The following is a 14,946-nucleotide window of genomic DNA, read 5'->3' as shown; positions in this document are numbered from 1 at the left end:
TTAATTAATGAGATGAGGGTTGTAAAATGATTTGGTATCCATATTCACAAATGAAAACAATGAAAGAGCCAATAGAAATTACAAATGCAAAAGGAAGTAAACTGTATGTAGGTAAACATGAGCTGATTGATTCAATCTCTTCGTGGTGGAGTGTTATTCATGGTTATAGTAATGATGAAATTAATGAAGCTATGAAAAATCAAATTGATAAATTTTCTCATATAATGCTAGGAGGTCTTACCCATAAGCCTGTACAAGAATTATCACAAAAGTTATCAGAAATACTTCCTAAAGATTTAGATTACTGCTTTTTTTCTGACTCAGGTAGTGTAGCTGTTGAAGTATCTTTAAAAATGGCTGTTCAATACTATTACAATTTAGGTAAAACTGATAGAAAAGGTTTTGTTGCACTAAAAAAATCATATCATGGAGATACTTTTAAGGCGATGGAAGTGGGCGATGATGAAGATTATCACTTAGCTTTTCCAGAAAAAAACAATATTTATCATATTAATCCTTATGAATATGAACTTGAAGAGGCTTTGAAAAACTATAAACCATATGCGTTTATTGTAGAGCCATTACTTCAAGGGGCAGGAGGAATGAAAACCTACTCTATGGAATTTCTCAAAAATGCAAGAGAACTATGTGATAGATATGATACGCTTTTTATTTTTGACGAGGTTGCTACGGGGTTTGGTAGAACTGGGCATATGTTTGTTAGTGATGTAGTATGTCCTGATATAGTAGTTTTAGGAAAGGCTCTTACGGCAGGTTATATAGGACATGCTGTTACGGTAAGTAATAAAAAAGTTTATGATTCTTTTTATTCTGATGATCCGCAAAAGGCATTTATGCATGGTCCTACTTTTATGGGGAATCCACTTGCGTGTGCAGTCGGTTTGAAATCAATAGAAATTTTCCAAAGGGATAATTACTTAGATAAAGTTAAACATATTGAAAGTTATGCTAAAACGGTATTTAAAGATTTTTCAAGTGAAAAAGTTAAAGAAGTAAGGATACTAGGTGCTATGGTTTGTATTGAAGTGTATGATTCCAAAGATTTGGCTGGTTTTTCGGATTTTGCATATGAAAGAGGTATTTTTAACAAACCTTTCTTAAACTATTTATATGCGATGCCGCCTTATATAGTAACAGATGATGAGCTTGATAAGATATATGATACTTTTAAGGAGTGGTTTAATTAATGATAAGATTTATAGTGGGGACCGGTACAGGTGTAGGAAAAACACATTATGGCAAGTCACTAATAGAAAAAGGACATAGGGTTATTAAACCCATTGAAACAGGTAAGAACACCTTTAAAAATATAAATGATAGTGATTGCTATACCTATGCAAATATGCAAAAGATAAGTGTAGATAAAGTCAATAAGTACTTCTTTACAAAAGCTGTTTCACCACACTTAGCTAGTGAAATAGATGGTATAGATTTTGATATCAATTCTTTAAAAGAATTTGTTAATTGCAATAAAGATGTATTTGTTGAACTTGCAGGTGGACTTTTCGTTCCAATTAAAAGAGGGTATACGCAACTTGATTTTATAAAATCATTTGACAATGCCTCTGTTCATTTAGTAATAGAAAATAAACTAGGCTGTATCAATCACGCCCTTTTAACAATTGATGTATTAAAAAGGAACAATATCGAAATTGAACACCTTCATTTTAATCAAATAATAAAAGATGATTTAGATATTGCTAATGATAACATTAGAGTTATTAAAGATTTTTGCTAGAATTGAGAGAAGGTAGCTGAGAACTATTGTTTATTACCTTCTCTGTATTTTTTCATGTAGCGTCCAGGAGAAATTCCTGTTAACTTTCCAAAAGTGCGGATAAAATGAGCATTATTGTTAAAACCTGAGTGTTCTCCGGCTGATTGAACAGAGTATCCCTGTCTTAGTAATTCCTTTGCTTTTAGTATTCTACAATTGATAATATAGTCTACCACATTGAAGCCGGTAGCAGCTTTGAAGGTGCGGCTCAAATGATATTTACTGATAAAAAAGTGCTTTGATATTGAATCAAGATTAAGCGTTTTGTCTAAATTAGCTCGAATATATTCTATAATGGGAGCCATTTTAGAAAAGTCGGGAGAGTTAGAGGCATCAATCCATTTTTTTGATTCTAGTAATGTACATACTCTTAATAGAAACTCGATAAAAGCAATTTTTCTCTTTATATCATCTCCAAAAGCTTCAGATTCAGGTAAGTTACATTTTTCTAATAAATTTATCAAGCCTTTGATTTCATCGTCTTCTAATTGGATACAATGGTTAGAATGGTTTAAAAGGTATAGAAAATCAGTTTGCGGTGTAGAAATTTTGCAAAGTGTATCTTTTGCAAAATGGACTACATACCTTTCGTATAAATTACACTCATTAGCAATTGTTTTATGAAGGCATGAGCTTTTAAATAGCATTAAAGTTCCTCTTTTTAATGGATAGAGGTTATTTTCTGCAAATAAACTTCCAGCATCGGACAATGATAGAAGAATTTCGTGGTACTCATGAAAGTGATGTTTACACATATACCATTCTTTATCTTTATTATTACTTATTTTGTAGTTCAAATTCATAAAATCACCTCCAGTATTAGAATATCATATTAAGATAAAATGAGCAATATATGCAAATAAAAACGCAAAATAGAGAAAGAAGTTGCTTATATAGTAATGTATAATGTATAAATATGAGTAATGCGTGAATTAATATGTAACAACTACAGATAAATATAGAAAGGGGATAAATATGGTCAATAATCTTATAAAACCAGTAAATAAAGAATTTGCCGAGTATTTAAGAGATGAGTCAAGGGTTAGTGGAAAAGCTGATAGCATCTCTTTTCCTCGGGAAGAGAAAGATGTTATTAAACTGATGAAGAGACTATATTCAAAGGGCAGTCCAATTACTTTTCAAGGGGCGAGAACAGGACTTGCAGCAGGGGCAGTACCTCATAGTGGACATATTATGAACTTATCGAGAATGGATAAAGTCACTTCAATGAGACGGGATGAATGTGGAACTTTCTACGTTACTGTTGAGCCAGGTGTAATACTTTCCAACCTAAGAGAACAAATCAAAGGAAAGAAATTCAAAACAAATAAATGGGATAGTACTTCAAAAAATGCATTCATTGAGTTTTGCGAAACAGAAGAACAATTTTTTAGTCCAGATCCAACAGAAGCATCAGCTACTATTGGGGGAATGGTAGCTTGTAATGCATCGGGGGCAAGAAGTTATTTATATGGATCTACTAGAAATCATGTGAATGCATTAAGGATAGTTCTCTTTAATGGAGATACATTGTGGATCAAACGTGGTGAGAATTTTGCTGATGGAAGAGTTCTTAGACTAAACACTGAGCAAAATAATAGCTTGATTATTAATTTGCCTTCATATGAAATGCCTAAAACGAAAAGTGCATCAGGTTATTATGTTGAGAATAATATGGATGCAATTGATTTATTTATAGGTTCAGATGGAACACTTGGCGGTATTACAGAAATCGAATTAAGACTATTACCTTTGCCACAATACAATTGGGGAGTAAACTGTTTTTTTGAACGAATTGAAGATTCAGTAGATTTTGTGGTTAAAATACGTGAACAGCTAGAACATATTGCGGTTATAGAGTTTTTTGATGGAGAAGCATTAAGTATACTACGAAAACAAAAAATAGAGAATCCAGGGTTTTCTCATTTACCTGACACTGACGAATCAATGAATGCAGCTATTTATGTAGAGATTCATTGTAAGGAAGAGCAAGAAGCTTTAAATGAGTTAAAAGCAGTTGGTTTGGCTATGAATGCTTCAGGAGGAAACAACAAGGATACATGGGTAGCTCGTACTGACTCTGATATAGACAGATTGATTTTTTTCAGACATGCTGTTCCAGAAAGTGTTAACATGTTAATTGACAAACGCAAAAAGAAGAATCCTATTATTACTAAACTTGGAACTGATATGTCTGTTCCAGACAAATATTTGAAAGAAGTTATGAAATTGTACAGAGACTCACTTGAAGAATATAAACTTCAGTCAGCTATGTGGGGACATATTGGTGATAATCATCTTCATGTAAATCTACTACCTAACAGTGAAGAAGAGTACCTTAAAGGCAAAGAACTCTATGAAAAGTGGGCAGTAGAAGTGACTAAAATGGGTGGTGCAGTTTCTGCAGAACATGGAGTAGGTAAGTTGAAATCGGAGTTTCTTACTGTAATGTATGGAGAAGAATTTATTAATGAAATGGCAGAAATGAAATTGGAATTTGACCCAAGAGCATTAATTGGTACAGGAAATATGTTTATTCCATTAAAGAGAGGTGATTTGAAATGAAGATAGTGGTGTGTATTAAACAAGTTCCTTCAACCAATGAAGTTCGACTTGACCCTGTTACGAATACTATATTAAGGGACGGACGGCAATCAGTTACGAATCCCTTTGATACATATGCTATTGAAGAAGCGGTTCAAATCAAAGAAAAACTTGGTGGAGAAGTTATTGGACTTAGTATGGGAATTCCAGAAACAGAAAGACTACTTAGGGATGCTGAAAGCAGAGGAGTTGACCGTTCACTATTGCTATCAGATAGAAATTTTGCAGGAGCAGATACTTTAGCAACAGCATATACCTTATCTTTAGGAGTAAAAGAACTAGGGGATGTGGACTTAATTTTATGTGGTAAGATGGCAGTTGACGGAGATACAGCTCAAATTGGACCGGAACTTGCTGAAAATCTAGGAATTCCACATGTGACTGATGTATGTGAATTGGTAGAGGTTACTGAGAAAAAAATTGTATGCAAAAAGATTACAGACTATGGCCATCAAGTTATTGAGGTAAAATTGCCTGCATTACTTACTGTTGTTAAAGACATAAACATGCCTAGGATGCCTTCTATTCCTGGTGTTCTATTTGGACTTGAAGCTCCCTTTGAAATAAAGAATTCAAATGATTTAAATGCTGATATAAAGCGTATAGGATTATCTGGATCACCAACACAAGTTGTAAAAACCTTCACGCCTGAAAGAGAATGTGAGGCTTTAAATATCGATGGGGATGTGGATATACAGGCAGAGAAAATATCAGAAATACTTAGGGAGGTGCTTTAGATGGCAGGTTTAAAGGTAGATATGAACAAATGTGTGGGATGTGGAATCTGCACAAAAAGTTGTGGTTATAATGCCCTAAGTATTGTTGATAAGAAAGCCATTGTTAATGATAAGTGTATGTTATGTGGGATGTGTCTTGATAGTTGTCCTTTTGATGCATTATCAATTGAAAAAGAACATTCAGCTGATATTGATTGTTCAGAGTATAAAGGAATATGGGTTTTTGCTGAACAGCATGAAGGTGAAATATTGTCAGTTGTATATGAACTTCTAGGGAAAGGAAAAGAACTTTCCATGGATAAAGGATGCGAGCTTACTGCTGTGCTTTTAGGTAGTGGAGTTACATCGGATGTAAAAGAACTAATTGCTTATGGGGCTGACCAGGTGATTGTTTGTGATGATGTAAATCTCAAATCTAACATGGATGAAAGATATGTTGAAGTATTCGAAGAATTGATAATTAAGCATAAACCAGAAATGCTGCTACTAGGAGCAACTGGATTTGGGAGATCACTAGCGCCTAGAATTGCTGCGAGAATAGGTACTGGATTGACTGCCGACTGTACGGTATTGGAGATAGACAAGGAATCAGGGTTACTTGAACAGACTCGACCTGCTTTCGGTGGTAACCTTATGGCTACAATAATATGTCCAAATCATCGTCCACAAATGGCAACAGTGAGACCTGGTGTAATGCCTATAAAGCAAGCTGATTATTTTCGTGAAGGAAAAATTATTACTGTTGAGTATGAATCAACTAAAAACGAGAATATAAGGATACTAGACGAAGTGTTTGCTCCAGAAGTAAAAACAATAGGAGATGCTGAAATCATAGTTGCTGTTGGTAGGGGTATAGGAGCTCATAAAAACATTGCGCTAGCAGAAAAACTGGCTAATCTTATTGGTGGAACTGTTGGAGTAACAAGACCTCTAGTTGATATCGGTTGGAGTGAATACAAATATCAAATAGGACAGACAGGGTCTACAGTTGCACCGAAGATTTTGATTTCATGTGGAATTTCTGGCGCTATTCAACATGTTTCAGGTATCGGAGGGGCGAAAACTATTATTGCCATCAACAGCGATCCAGATGCGCCAATATTTTCGCTTGCTCATTATAAGATAGTGGGGGATTGTGTTGAAATTCTTCAAAAGCTTATATCTAATTTTGAATAAAATTGTATTAAGCGATATGGAATTTGGGAAATATTAATCAAAATATAACCATGACTAATCAAAGACTGATTAATCATGGTTTTGTATTTTTACAAACTCTTCGTGCCTAAACATAATGCTTTAGTAATTTGTGCAACGTGTTTACCTTGTAATCTAGCAATTTTTCTTTCTTCTTCAGAAATCTCATTATTATTCATACCACCAGTTATCATAGATGATCCATAAGAATAACCCCCTACTGGCTTATCATCAACATGCATCTCTCCATATGTAAGTGCTGTTGGTACACTTGCAATAAGCATTCCTTGATGATAGAAAAAAGTATTTAAATTATGTAAACAAGTTTCTACACCGCCATTTTGCTCTGAAGACGTTGTAAAAGAACTTCCAACTTTTCCTACTAAAGCTCCTTTAACCCATTCTTCTCCAAATTGATTCAAGTAAGCCACCATCTGACCACTTGGAGTTCCAAAATAGGTAGGTGCTCCTAAAATTATAGCATCCGCATCTACGGCCGTTTCTATTGTAGCTAGAGGTATATGAGAAAAAGTTTTTATTTTTTCTGTTCCACCCATAGCTTCAATAATATCAGCTGAAACAGTTTCAGGGACTCTAAAGATGTTACCTTTAACTCCTTCTACCATCTCAATACCTTTTTTGATTTCTTTAGCCATAGCGTAACCATGTCCATGAATGCTATGAAAAATAATATTAATATTCATTTTTTTATATCCCCCTTAAATAATAAATGTTATATTACAATCTAGACTTATTCTATAAGAAAATTATAACAGATATTTAATATTTATACATAGCTGTACTTATATAATGATGGTGTTTTTATTTATTAATAATATGTTTTTAATTTTTTAAATTCTTTTGTATCTTTTTTGTTACACACCACAATTAATCCAATGGTATAATTAACGAAAATCAGAGGGGCAGGGGAGAGAACATTGAAGAAGAAAAAAATTACTATTATTTGTTTATTCATATTAAGTATAATTAGCTTTTGTTATATTGAGAATAATTTTATAAAAGTAAATAGAATGGAGATTGAGAATGAAGAAATCCCCAAAGCTTTTAATGAATACAAAATAGTTCAATTATCTGATTTGCATTCAAAACTTTTTGGAAAAGAACAAAAGAGACTTGTTAAGAAAGTTTTAAAAGAAGAACCAGACATAATAGTTTTTACGGGTGATTTAATTGATAGTAAAAATTATAACGAAGAGAATAGTTTGATTTTAATGGAAAAACTTATAGAAGCATCACCAGTATATTATGTTACAGGGAATCATGAAAAGTGGAGTGGAAAATTTGATGATTTAGAAGAAAAATTAATAGCTTTAGGAGTTAAAGTTTTAAGAAATGAGTCCATAGATATATTTCACAATGAGAATAGAATCGCTTTAACAGGTATAGACGACCCAGATTTTCAGAATAATTCCTATAATATAAATGATACGGAAATTGAAGGCTGGGATACGTTTATTGATGGTTTAGAAGAAAATAAATTCAACATACTTTTATCACATAGACCAGAATTATTTAGTAATTATGATATAATCAAATTTAATTTAGTTTTTTCTGGACATGCGCATGGAGGACAAGTTAGACTGCCTTTTATAGGTGGGGTGGTTGCTCCTAATCAAGGTTTTTTTCCTGAATACTTATCAGGTATATATAAAGGTCAAAATACTTTGATGGTTGTAAATAGAGGGTTAGGGAATAGTATTATACCTCAACGTTTATTTAATAGACCTGAAATTATTGTTGTAACCTTGAAAAATGAATAAATACTGAAAAGTCAAAATTGACTTTTCAGTATTTATTTGAGGTTTTAGAAATTTATTTACTTAATATATCAGCTATTTCCTGTACATCTTTGTCTCCACGTCCAGAAAGATTTATTATCATAGTTTTAGAAGAATCTAATTCAGCTGCTAATTTTATTCCATATGCTATAGCGTGCGAACTTTCAATAGCTGGAATTATTCCTTCTACTTTAGACAGCTCTTGGAAGGATTCAATAGCTTCAGCATCTGTTATTGCTACATATTCAGCTCTTTTGCTATCTTTATAAAAAGAATGTTCTGGGCCAACACCTGGGTAGTCAAGTCCTGCAGAAACAGAATAAACTGGAAGTGCTTCGCCATTTTCATCTTGCAGTACATAGCTCTTAAAACCGTGAAGAACTCCTGGCGTACCTAATGTTAGAGTTGCAGCATGCATTGAAGTTTCAAGACCTTTACCAGAAGGTTCAACTCCTATAAACTTTACATTTTCATCATAATAAAATGGGGAGAACAATCCAATAGCATTACTTCCTCCGCCGACACAAGCAACTAGATAATCAGGAAGAGTTCCTTCAGCTTCTAAAATTTGAGCTTTCGCTTCATTTCCAATTACAGATTGAAAATAATTTACCATCTCTGGATATGGATCAGGACCAACTGCTGAGCCTAGCATGTAGTAGGTATTTTCATAATTTTCAATAAGGTCATTAAGAGCCTCGTCAACTGCTTCTTTAAGAGTTCTCATTCCTTTTGTTACTGGGACAACTTTTGCTCCTAATAATTCCATTCTAAACACATTTAGAGCCTGTCTTCTTGTATCTTCTTCGCCCATATATATAGTACAGTCCATATTAAATAATGCACATACGGTAGCTGTAGCTACACCGTGTTGACCCGCACCTGTTTCAGCTATTATTCTTTTTTTACCTAATTTTTTTGCAAGAAGAGCTTGACCTATTGTGTTATTAATCTTATGAGCACCTGTATGATTTAAATCTTCTCTTTTTAAATAGATTTTCGCTCCACCTATTTTTTCAGTAAGTTTTTCAGCAAAATATAGAGGGCTAGGTCTACCAACATAATTTTTGTTGTAGTATTCTAATTCTTTTATAAAATCTTCATCATCTTTATAGTGAAAAAAAGCTTCTTTCACTTCTTCTAATATTCCATTCAAACTTTCAGGAACAAATCTTCCACCAAAATCCCCATAAAAACCAGTTTCTTTATTATACATTTGATAATCCCCTTTCAAAATAAATATTTATTATTCTTATTTAAAATCATTTTAGTTATTAACAGTAGAATACATTTGTAAATTAGTAGCTTTTAATGCACGTTTTAGCAATACTAAAAGTGCAGGTGTTACCGCTGCATTAATTGCGGCTGTAGGTATAACAACACTTATGAATAATACCTCAAAAGGAGCAGGTAATCCGGTTATTAATAGCGCTGTGTATAGAAAAACTGAACCACTAAAAGCTGTTCCTAAGAAACCGATAATAATTGATTTGACTTTACTTCCTCTAAATTTTCTGAAAGGAAGTAGAGTTAAGTAAATAACGTGGGTAGTGATAATTTTATCTATTATATTTGGAATTTGACCAGCTGGAAAAGTAGTAGTCATAGCTGCTAGAATTCCAGCAACTATTCCAGTTATCAAAGTTGTTTGATAGTCATTGTTAAAGATTATAATTACGAATAAAATGGCTAACATAAAATCAGGTTTTATTCCTCCTAAGAATCCAGGTGTGATTTGTCTAATAACAAGTCCTACCGCTAATAATAGTGAGTGAACAATTTGTCTTTTTAAATTTGAATTCATATGAAAATCTCTCCTTTTTGTTTTGTATATTTAAATAGAAACTTTGCAACCACCAATCATTTATATCATCAATTCACAACAAATTGTTCACCTCCTTTTTTCTTTAAAATAAAAAAACTCCGTCCTATATAATAGGACGAAGTGTTAATTCGCGGTACCACCTAAATTTCCTAAATCAGTATATAAGATATAGCTGATCTAAGTATCTCTTTTTCGGATACAAACATATCCTATCGCTGTAACGGGCGAACACGGTAAATACTACTCTCTAAAAAGATTTCGGTTTACATCTAACAGGGCCATTCACTAAAAAACATCGTATTGAGATTCCACCATCCTCAACTCTCTGGAACTAAGATTTATAGTTACTCTTCCTGATCAAAGATATTTTCAATTAACTTATTTATTATTCTATACTGATATTTTTTGTTTGTCAATAGTAAATTTATAATAATACATAATAAATTTACTATTGACAAACAAAAAAATAATAATTATAGATTGAAGTATACTGATTTAACTGCATTAGGATAATATTATTTTATAAGAAAAATTTATGAATTGCTTTAAATTTAAAAAAGTTCTCAAAAATGAGAACTTCTTTAAAATTATTTAATATCTCTAGACGCTTCATCATTTTTGCCAAAGAATGAAATTGCATATAAACCAGCAATACCAACTAATGCATAAATTACTCTGCTGAAGGTTGTTAAGTCTCCGAAGATAGCAGCTACTAAATCGAATCTGAAGAATCCAATTAATCCCCAATTAACGGCGCCTATTATTACTAAAATAAGTGCAGTTGTATCTAATGCTTTCATTTAATACATCTCCTTTTAAAAAAATTTACAAATATATTATTTGCAGATACACAAAAAATATGAGTGTTTTGCAAAAAAAATATAAAAATTTCGTAAAGTTGGATATATTATCTGAAATAGTTTTATTTATAATTGTATATTTCTGTCAATTGGTTGTGACAAGGAGATAAAAGTATCAGTTCTTTGTATACCATCAATTACTTGAATTTTATTCATTAATAAAGACTGCAAGTCAGAGATATTTCTACAAATTACTTTTGAAAATACGGAATATTCACCTGTGGTATAATGTAATTCAACAATTTCATTAATTTTATTTAACTCATCTAACACATAATTATAAGATGATGCTTTATCAAGATAAATTCCGATAAAACAACATACATCAAAGCCTAAGCGTGAAGTATTAAGAATTAGTTTAGTACCTTTTATTATCCCTAATTCCTCCATTTTCTTCATTCTTACATGGATGGTACCGCCACTTACATGACATTTTCTAGCTATTTCTAAATATGGAGTTCTTGAATCTTTAATTAGTATTTCTAATATTTGCAAATCTAGTTCATCTAAGCCATTTATATTTAAATTCATTTAAATCACCTCTAATTTTTTCATGCCAATAATATTATATCAAAATCTTTAACAATTTATCAAAATAAACATGCAAAGTTTATAAAAAAATTATAACATTAATAATTATTTTTGCAAATAGTAATAAAGTGTCAAAAAAATAAAGAGAAAATTATTAAAATATTAGTAATAAAAAACAGAATTTTAATTAATAGGCTGTTTTTTTATTAATTTGTTAATTACTATTATGATTATCATCGTTAAATTCCTTTTACTGTTAAAATTTTATGTTTTTAATTGTACTTGATATATATAATGAACATTGTATAATATAGTAATAAGGAATTTATAAAGGAGGGGAATAAATGGAGTGGGTTTATTTGGTATTAAAAATGTTAGTATTAGTTATAGTAATATTAATAGTATATAACTTTATGAAAGTCTATCTTTTAGATAAAGTGAAAATTAATAAATGGATAGTACTAGCACTTGCTGTGATAACTTTTATAGCTCCTGTTTTTTTTGGAGAAAAGTCTAATATGCTTGGGAGCTGGTGGCAGTATCTACATTCGGCTATTTTTGTTATGCTGTTTTTGTGGTATATGGACCTTGCTGGTTTTAACAAAAGAACGAAATCAAATAATAGGTACTCTAAGAATGATAAAAATACTGTAATTAAATCTAAAGCTAAACCGTCAAGAATCAAAAATACAAGTATGGAAGTTATCGAAAAAAATAAAAAGAAAAAACTTTTTAAAAAATAGAAATTAAAAACATCAAAAACAGCAAAACTTTGTTTTGTTGTTTTTCTTTGTTCTTATAGGAGGGAATAGAATGTTTGATACACATGTGCATACTACTTTTTCTTCTGATTCACAACTTGAAATACAGGAAGTATTGAGTAGACTAGATAATTCAAAGTTAGGTATCATAACTACAGAGCATCTAGATTTAAATTACCCTGAAGAAAAATTATTCAAATGTGATATAGATAAGTATTTAAATACATATAGAAAATATCGTGGAGATAAGTTATTGTTAGGGATAGAAATGGGATTAAGTCTGGAGAAAATTAAAGAATTCAGTGATGTAGAAAGAAAATATAATTTTGATTATGTCCTTGGTGCAGTTCATGAAGTTGATGGATTAGATTTATATGCAACTAAAGAATTATATAAAAACTATAGTAAAAAAGAAATGTATGAGAAGTATTTTGAATATATGATTGAATGTGTGAAAACCCATCCGTTTATAGATTCTTTGGCGCATATAGATTATATTTGTAGGTATGCTGAATATATAGATACTGAGATGTATTATAGAGAATTTGCAGATCATTTAGATACTGTTTTTAGAGAACTTATTGATAGAGATATTAGTTTGGAGATAAACACAAGAAGATTAAATATAGATAGTGCAGTTAAAAACATGAATGATTTATATAAACGATACAGTGAGCTTGGAGGCAAGTATGTAACATTAGGGTCAGATGCACATAAAGTTGAAAATGTAGGCGCAAATTACGACCTAGCAGTGGATATGGCTAATCGTAATAATCTGAAAATAGTATATTGCAAAAATAGAAATAAAAATTTTGATATAATCTAAAGTTTTTATAATATAAACTACCTTTTAAATTACTAAAGGTAGTTTATATTAAGTTATTCTTCAGAATTACATACCATTTTATTTAAAACTCTTTTGAATATTTCAAATTCTTCGTCCGTTATCCCTTTTGAAAAAACTTTACTCATTTCTTCGCCAAGAGGGAGCAATGAATCTCTAAATTGCTTTCCTAAAGGGGTTAACTCTAAGTAAGTAACTCTTCTATCATCAGTGCATTTAGTTCTAGTAAGGTATCCTTCTCTCTCCATCCTATCAATTAATCTGGCAGTAGTAGATGGTTTTATATTCATTTTTTCTGATAATTCGGATTGGTTGATTTTTTGTGATAATCCTAAGTAATACAATGCTATAAACTGAACTCTTGTAGATCCTTTTTGTACAAGTCTTTCGTTGAAGGAATTTGATAGTTTTTTAGATGAATTATTAGTTATGAATGCGATACAAGAATTAAGATCAAACATATTTTTAAAAATCTCCTTTTTATATTCATAATCATATTTTATAGGAATTCTAAATATTATACAATGGTTATTCAACAAAAAGTAATTTAGTCTAATCATCAATAGTTTTTACTAAATAACATAAATAGCAGATGAAAGTGCAGATTTGTTATCACTTAAAGTTACCTTAGCTACATAATATTGGCCAGCTTTTGAAGAAATTTTTTCTTGGAATTCAGCTATGTGTGCGTTGAATGATTTATTAAATATGACTTCACCTTTATTAGATATTATTTCTAAATTTTTTATAAGATAAGTTTTATCTTCAGCCTTAACGTATAAATCTATATCTCCTTGAGAAGATAGAGGAACAAGGCTTCCCATCCATTTATTATTAGCTAGAAATTTCAATTTTAATGATTTACTTTCAGTTGAATAAACACGTCTTTTTTTTAAGGCTTCTGCAAAGCTTTTGTATGATAATTTATCAGCAATTATTGCTGTAAGATTATCTGAATCACCCCAATTTTCTAAATGGTTATCTTGGGAGTTTAATGCACCTAGATGCCATCCTTTATCAAGCATTTTGAAATATAGGTCATAATAATCTTTGTATTTATTAGGTGGAGAACCATTTGCTACTTCTATTAAATTAATTACTTTGTCCAACTGAGAATCATAATCCATTTTTAGGATTTTTTTAGCTGGATGATTTAGTGAAATAATCATATTTGGATTTGAACTAGCCACTTCTTTTAATTTTTTTAAGTTTTTCAAGTTAGGAATTAGTTTCTCAGAGAATAGTATGTTTATATGAGATCCTAAATACCCTTTAGTTTCATACCCATAAAGAGGTAAAAACTTTGAACGTTTATTTTTGAAATTTTTACTTTCATTTTTTAACTTATTCCATCTTGTAGTTGATGAGGATTCATTAATAGTTTTTTTTAGACCGCTATAATGATCAGAGATAATCAAGAAGTCTAACTCATTTTTAGCAGCGTATTTGTAGGCTTTTGATGGAGTGCCTTTTCCGCTTGAGTAAGATGTATGACTATGAGGAATACCATAAAAATAAGAGTATTCTTGCTGCAAAGTATTTACATTAAAGCGAAAACAATATTCTTTTTTCTTACCGTTTTTATACTTGATTTTTAATTTTAGTTTATGAGAACCTTTTTTTAGCTTTTTAATAGGTGTATAGGTTAGTGAATTTTTAATTAATTGAGGAATAATCTTTTTTTTATCTAAGTAACATTTCATTTTTTTTAGACTATTCAAACTAAAGCTTCTTTCCCAGAATTGTACTTTTATATTTGGTTGTACATTATCTATTGTTTTACCATCTAAATTACAGCTAATTAAGTTACTTTCCATGTATTTCTCCTTAGATATAGAGATTTCAGATTATTGATTTTGTTAAGAGTGAATTCTCTATAATATTTTACTTTATAGTTTATAGTATTATAAAGGGTTGAAAAACGAGAATAAAATAAGCCTAATAGAGTTTAATAATCTATTGGCTTATCTCATTGGAAAGTATAAAGTTTTTG

Annotated in this window: 16 protein-coding genes and 1 other annotated feature; of the genes, 8 read left to right on the top strand and 8 right to left on the bottom strand. The window is 30.8% G+C overall.

Going from position 1 to position 14,946, the window contains the following annotated elements; translation table 11 throughout:
• Nucleotides 1–26 precede the first annotated feature (26 nt).
• Nucleotides 27–1,208, top strand: coding sequence for an adenosylmethionine--8-amino-7-oxononanoate transaminase (bioA, locus tag ACQ3F0_RS08105; protein ID WP_428864681.1), 1,182 nt, complete (start codon nt 27–29; stop codon nt 1,206–1,208).
• Nucleotides 1,208–1,759 carry a dethiobiotin synthase gene (gene bioD / locus ACQ3F0_RS08100; RefSeq protein WP_428864680.1) on the top strand — a complete coding sequence of 184 codons (552 nt, stop codon included), beginning with the start codon at nt 1,208–1,210 and terminating at the stop codon, nt 1,757–1,759. Before bioA ends, bioD begins: the two co-directional genes overlap by 1 nt.
• Nucleotides 1,760–1,782: 23 nt before the next feature.
• Here the strand turns inward: bioD and ACQ3F0_RS08095 are convergent, their stop codons facing one another.
• On the bottom strand, nt 1,783–2,601 hold the full coding sequence (locus tag ACQ3F0_RS08095; RefSeq protein ID WP_428864679.1) for an AraC family transcriptional regulator: 819 nt from the start codon (nt 2,599–2,601) through the stop codon (nt 1,783–1,785).
• A 172-nt stretch (nt 2,602–2,773) separates the two neighbouring features.
• On the opposite strand from ACQ3F0_RS08095, the gene ACQ3F0_RS08090 reads away from it, so the two are divergent.
• Genes ACQ3F0_RS08090 through ACQ3F0_RS08080 form a run of 3 tightly spaced genes read left to right on the top strand, consistent with a single transcriptional unit; the run spans nt 2,774 to nt 6,315 of the window.
• The gene (locus tag ACQ3F0_RS08090; protein ID WP_428864678.1) at nt 2,774–4,363 is read left to right on the top strand and encodes an FAD-binding oxidoreductase; all 1,590 of its coding nucleotides are present in this window, start codon (nt 2,774–2,776) and stop codon (nt 4,361–4,363) included.
• The gene (locus tag ACQ3F0_RS08085; RefSeq protein ID WP_428864677.1) at nt 4,360–5,139 is read left to right on the top strand and encodes an electron transfer flavoprotein subunit beta/FixA family protein; all 780 of its coding nucleotides are present in this window, start codon (nt 4,360–4,362) and stop codon (nt 5,137–5,139) included. The genes ACQ3F0_RS08090 and ACQ3F0_RS08085 overlap by 4 nt, the downstream gene beginning before the upstream one ends.
• Nucleotides 5,140–6,315 (top strand): FAD-binding protein, encoded by a 1,176-nt coding sequence (locus ACQ3F0_RS08080; protein WP_428864675.1) that lies wholly within the window; start codon nt 5,140–5,142, stop codon nt 6,313–6,315.
• Between the two features lie 89 nt (nt 6,316–6,404).
• On the opposite strand, the gene wrbA is transcribed toward ACQ3F0_RS08080, so the two are convergent.
• Nucleotides 6,405–7,037, bottom strand: a complete 633-nt coding sequence (gene wrbA / locus ACQ3F0_RS08075; RefSeq protein WP_428864674.1) for an NAD(P)H:quinone oxidoreductase — start codon at nt 7,035–7,037, stop codon at nt 6,405–6,407.
• A 234-nt stretch (nt 7,038–7,271) separates the two neighbouring features.
• On the opposite strand from wrbA, the gene ACQ3F0_RS08070 reads away from it, so the two are divergent.
• A complete protein-coding gene (locus tag ACQ3F0_RS08070; RefSeq protein WP_428864673.1) occupies nt 7,272–8,114 on the top strand; it encodes a metallophosphoesterase in 843 nt (280 codons plus the stop codon).
• 52 nt (nt 8,115–8,166) lie between these two features.
• On the opposite strand, the gene trpB is transcribed toward ACQ3F0_RS08070, so the two are convergent.
• The 4 genes from trpB to ACQ3F0_RS08050 all read right to left on the bottom strand — a co-directional run bounded on the left by trpB (nt 8,167) and on the right by ACQ3F0_RS08050 (nt 11,348).
• Nucleotides 8,167–9,348: a tryptophan synthase subunit beta gene (trpB, locus tag ACQ3F0_RS08065; RefSeq protein WP_428864672.1), complete on the bottom strand. Its 1,182-nt coding sequence runs from the start codon at nt 9,346–9,348 to the stop codon at nt 8,167–8,169.
• Nucleotides 9,349–9,399: 51 nt separating this feature from the next.
• Complete coding sequence (locus ACQ3F0_RS08060; protein ID WP_428864671.1) at nt 9,400–9,936, bottom strand: tryptophan transporter; 537 nt, start codon at nt 9,934–9,936, stop codon at nt 9,400–9,402.
• Nucleotides 9,937–10,065: 129 nt separating this feature from the next.
• Nucleotides 10,066–10,327, bottom strand: a binding site (T-box leader).
• A gap of 217 nt (nt 10,328–10,544) precedes the next feature.
• Nucleotides 10,545–10,757, bottom strand: coding sequence for a DUF378 domain-containing protein (locus tag ACQ3F0_RS08055; RefSeq protein ID WP_428864670.1), 213 nt, complete (start codon nt 10,755–10,757; stop codon nt 10,545–10,547).
• Between the two features lie 126 nt (nt 10,758–10,883).
• Nucleotides 10,884–11,348, bottom strand: coding sequence for an Lrp/AsnC ligand binding domain-containing protein (locus ACQ3F0_RS08050; protein WP_428864668.1), 465 nt, complete (start codon nt 11,346–11,348; stop codon nt 10,884–10,886).
• A gap of 344 nt (nt 11,349–11,692) precedes the next feature.
• On the opposite strand from ACQ3F0_RS08050, the gene ACQ3F0_RS08045 reads away from it, so the two are divergent.
• On the top strand, nt 11,693–12,091 hold the full coding sequence (locus ACQ3F0_RS08045) for a hypothetical protein (protein ID WP_428864667.1): 399 nt from the start codon (nt 11,693–11,695) through the stop codon (nt 12,089–12,091).
• 70 nt (nt 12,092–12,161) lie between these two features.
• Nucleotides 12,162–12,935 (top strand): histidinol phosphate phosphatase, encoded by a 774-nt coding sequence (locus ACQ3F0_RS08040; protein ID WP_428864666.1) that lies wholly within the window; start codon nt 12,162–12,164, stop codon nt 12,933–12,935.
• A 53-nt stretch (nt 12,936–12,988) separates the two neighbouring features.
• Here the strand turns inward: ACQ3F0_RS08040 and ACQ3F0_RS08035 are convergent, their stop codons facing one another.
• Both ACQ3F0_RS08035 and ACQ3F0_RS08030 read right to left on the bottom strand, forming a co-directional pair.
• Nucleotides 12,989–13,414: a MarR family winged helix-turn-helix transcriptional regulator gene (locus ACQ3F0_RS08035; protein ID WP_428864665.1), complete on the bottom strand. Its 426-nt coding sequence runs from the start codon at nt 13,412–13,414 to the stop codon at nt 12,989–12,991.
• Nucleotides 13,415–13,525: 111 nt separating this feature from the next.
• Nucleotides 13,526–14,770, bottom strand: coding sequence for a CehA/McbA family metallohydrolase (locus ACQ3F0_RS08030; RefSeq protein ID WP_428864664.1), 1,245 nt, complete (start codon nt 14,768–14,770; stop codon nt 13,526–13,528).
• Between the last annotated feature and the right edge of the window lie 176 nt (nt 14,771–14,946).

This window comes from Clostridium sediminicola (assembly GCF_050402865.1).
GTDB classification, from domain to species: domain Bacteria; phylum Bacillota; class Clostridia; order Clostridiales; family Clostridiaceae; genus Clostridium_AF; species Clostridium_AF sediminicola.
This window is presented reverse-complemented; position numbering and strand designations above follow the sequence as displayed.

Coding starts and splice junctions, on each gene's coding strand:
- bioA (WP_428864681.1), top strand. CDS start 27: ATGATTTGGTATCCATATTCACAAATGAAAACAATGAAAGAGCCAATA.
- bioD (WP_428864680.1), top strand. CDS start 1,208: ATGATAAGATTTATAGTGGGGACCGGTACAGGTGTAGGAAAAACACAT.
- ACQ3F0_RS08095 (WP_428864679.1), bottom strand. CDS start 2,601: ATGAATTTGAACTACAAAATAAGTAATAATAAAGATAAAGAATGGTAT.
- ACQ3F0_RS08090 (WP_428864678.1), top strand. CDS start 2,774: ATGGTCAATAATCTTATAAAACCAGTAAATAAAGAATTTGCCGAGTAT.
- ACQ3F0_RS08085 (WP_428864677.1), top strand. CDS start 4,360: ATGAAGATAGTGGTGTGTATTAAACAAGTTCCTTCAACCAATGAAGTT.
- ACQ3F0_RS08080 (WP_428864675.1), top strand. CDS start 5,140: ATGGCAGGTTTAAAGGTAGATATGAACAAATGTGTGGGATGTGGAATC.
- wrbA (WP_428864674.1), bottom strand. CDS start 7,037: ATGAATATTAATATTATTTTTCATAGCATTCATGGACATGGTTACGCT.
- trpB (WP_428864672.1), bottom strand. CDS start 9,348: ATGTATAATAAAGAAACTGGTTTTTATGGGGATTTTGGTGGAAGATTT.
- ACQ3F0_RS08060 (WP_428864671.1), bottom strand. CDS start 9,936: ATGAATTCAAATTTAAAAAGACAAATTGTTCACTCACTATTATTAGCG.
- ACQ3F0_RS08055 (WP_428864670.1), bottom strand. CDS start 10,757: ATGAAAGCATTAGATACAACTGCACTTATTTTAGTAATAATAGGCGCC.
- ACQ3F0_RS08050 (WP_428864668.1), bottom strand. CDS start 11,348: ATGAATTTAAATATAAATGGCTTAGATGAACTAGATTTGCAAATATTA.
- ACQ3F0_RS08045 (WP_428864667.1), top strand. CDS start 11,693: ATGGAGTGGGTTTATTTGGTATTAAAAATGTTAGTATTAGTTATAGTA.
- ACQ3F0_RS08040 (WP_428864666.1), top strand. CDS start 12,162: ATGTTTGATACACATGTGCATACTACTTTTTCTTCTGATTCACAACTT.
- ACQ3F0_RS08035 (WP_428864665.1), bottom strand. CDS start 13,414: ATGTTTGATCTTAATTCTTGTATCGCATTCATAACTAATAATTCATCT.
- ACQ3F0_RS08030 (WP_428864664.1), bottom strand. CDS start 14,770: ATGGAAAGTAACTTAATTAGCTGTAATTTAGATGGTAAAACAATAGAT.